This window comes from Turicibacter sp. GALT-G1, from assembly GCF_025594995.1.
Lineage (GTDB): Bacteria > Bacillota_I > Bacilli_A > MOL361 > Turicibacteraceae > Turicibacter > Turicibacter bilis.
Window position 1 is genome coordinate 1 of the sequence record NZ_JAMQUS010000111.1, and the last position, 1,634, is coordinate 1,634.

The window sequence follows — 1,634 nt, forward strand, 5'->3', positions numbered from 1 at the left end:
ATTAATTATCTCCTACTCGATTTAAACGTATTACATTGTTATTTAATGAGATAACGTGTTAGAATGAAAAGATAGCAAGGTGAATACAATGAAATCAGTCCATATTAATGATATAAAATCAAATTTAAATTCAATTAACTTAATTGATATTCGAGAAAGTATAGAGTTCTTATCGCTGCCTAAATTAGCACAAGCTACACATATTCCAATGTCTGAATTACTTCAAGCTCCAGAAGATTTTTTAAATAAAGAAATATCGTATTATTTAATCTGTCGATCGGGGGCCCGTACTTTTCGAGTAACAGAATATCTTGAACATCTAGGTTATGATGTTATTAATGTTGAAGGTGGCATGCTTGAATACTATAGTAAATAAAAAATTCTCTTCTTAAAAGAGAATTTTTTATTTATGGTTATCCTGAGAGTAATAGGCGGTCTAAGTAGGATGTTAACATAATAAAATATATTATGATAATATTTCTAAACTAGGAGAGAGGAGTATTAGAGAGAAAATAGAAAAAAATTTTGAGTTAAAGTGTTTATATAGCCTCATTTAATTTATCGCAGAAGGCTAGTAATGAAAAAAATAAAGGGGGATATCATGATGGAACTAGATATTCTAAGATTCATTCAGAGTTTTCACACACCATTTTTAGATCAATTATTTGAAATGATAACGATACTTGGTGAAAGTTCACTAATTATCTCTATAATTTTAGGAATATATTGGTGTATTGATAAAACAAGTGGAGAGTATGTTGCTTACTCCTTGTTTAGTAGCTTAATGCTGAATAATACAGTCAAAAATATTGTAAAAGCTAAAAGACCAATTGGTGAAGAAGGGATTCGCTCACTTAGAGTTCATACCGCCACAGGATACTCATTTCCAAGTGGTCATTCTCAAGCAGCAGCCTCAACTTACGGAGCACTATATCTTTTATTAAAAAAATATAAGTATTCTATTTTTTTTATCTTAATTATTATATTAGTTGGATTATCTCGACTATATTTAGGAGTACATTATCCAAAAGATGTTGTAGGTGGGATAATTATTGGTAGCTTAATGAGCTATATTACATATAGATTGTTTGTGAAAGTAGAAAATAGAAAATTACTATATTTATTAACGTTATTGGTATTCTTACCTGCTATCTTTAATTCATCTAGTGATTTTGCTAGATCAATAGGAGGATATAGTGGCTTCGTATTGGGGATATGGTTTGAAATGAGGTATGTCAATTTTCAGCTGAGTAGAAGTGTTTTTAGGCGAACCATGTGCTTTATAATAGGAATTAGCTCCCTTCTTAGCATAAAAATGTTATTTAGCTGTTTTATGGTGGAAACTGATTATGCAAAATTTATAAGCAATATGATTATTTCGTTTTATGGTTTTGGTCTGTATCCATATTTGTTTAATAAGGTTAGCCTAAGGAGTAGAATCAATTAATTTTACTCCTATTTATTTTCGAAAAAAGCATTTGACATTATTCGACAATGATGATAATATAATAAAGCGTTGAACAGCAATAAGAAAAAAACAGAAAATAAAGATAAAAAAAGTGTTTGACAGAAGTCGACAAAGATGATAAGATAATCAAGTCGCACTAAGGGAACAGGCCCGTTGGTGAAGCGGT

The 1,634-nt window shown here is 29.8% G+C and carries 2 protein-coding genes; both read left to right on the plus strand.

The window, feature by feature from the left end; all coding sequences use genetic code 11:
* Window positions 1–88: 88 nt before the first annotated feature.
* Window positions 89–376 carry a rhodanese-like domain-containing protein gene (locus NEH74_RS13380; protein ID WP_055245309.1) on the plus strand — a complete coding sequence of 96 codons (288 nt, stop codon included), beginning with the start codon at window positions 89–91 and terminating at the stop codon, window positions 374–376.
* Between the two features lie 228 nt (window positions 377–604).
* On the plus strand, window positions 605–1,447 hold the full coding sequence (locus NEH74_RS13385; protein ID WP_237252671.1) for a phosphatase PAP2 family protein: 843 nt from the start codon (window positions 605–607) through the stop codon (window positions 1,445–1,447).
* Window positions 1,448–1,634 lie beyond the last annotated feature (187 nt).

Bases quoted from the DNA above. Each gene is read 5' to 3' on its own strand.
- NEH74_RS13380 (WP_055245309.1), top strand. From the start codon at position 89: ATGAAATCAGTCCATATTAATGATATAAAATCAAATTTAAATTCAATT.
- NEH74_RS13385 (WP_237252671.1), top strand. From the start codon at position 605: ATGGAACTAGATATTCTAAGATTCATTCAGAGTTTTCACACACCATTT.